Origin of the sequence: Bacillus sp. NTK071 (assembly GCF_017303315.1) — a bacterium.
Lineage (GTDB): Bacteria > Bacillota > Bacilli > Bacillales > Guptibacillaceae > Guptibacillus.
In genome coordinates this window covers 1-261 of record NZ_JAFKOI010000126.1, presented here as the reverse complement: position 1 = coordinate 261, position 261 = coordinate 1, and the positions used below count along the sequence as shown (strand labels likewise).

Annotated in this window: 1 protein-coding gene; it reads left to right on the top strand. The window is 59.4% G+C overall.

The genetic code is table 11. The features are described 5' to 3' along the window. Window positions 1-30 precede the first annotated feature (30 nt). A partial coding sequence (locus JI666_RS21315) for a P-loop NTPase (RefSeq protein WP_349769372.1) occupies window positions 31-261 on the top strand: 231 nt, incomplete at its 3' end.

Here is a 261-nt window from a genome sequence, read left to right as displayed (position 1 = left end):
GCTCCGTTTGCTTTCCGGGTGGAAGTGCAGGTGAAAGCGCTAAAAACGCATGTGCCACATGCCGTCAACGGGGTCAAAAACGTCATCGCGGTGACCTCCGCCAAAGGCGGTGTCGGAAAATCAACCACGGCCGTCAATCTCGCGCTGGCCATGGCGCGCTCCGGGGCCAAGGTGGGGCTGCTGGATGCTGATATTTACGGCCCATCCGTGCCGATGATGCTCGGTCAGATGACGGCTGCGCCTAAAGTACGCGACAACAAA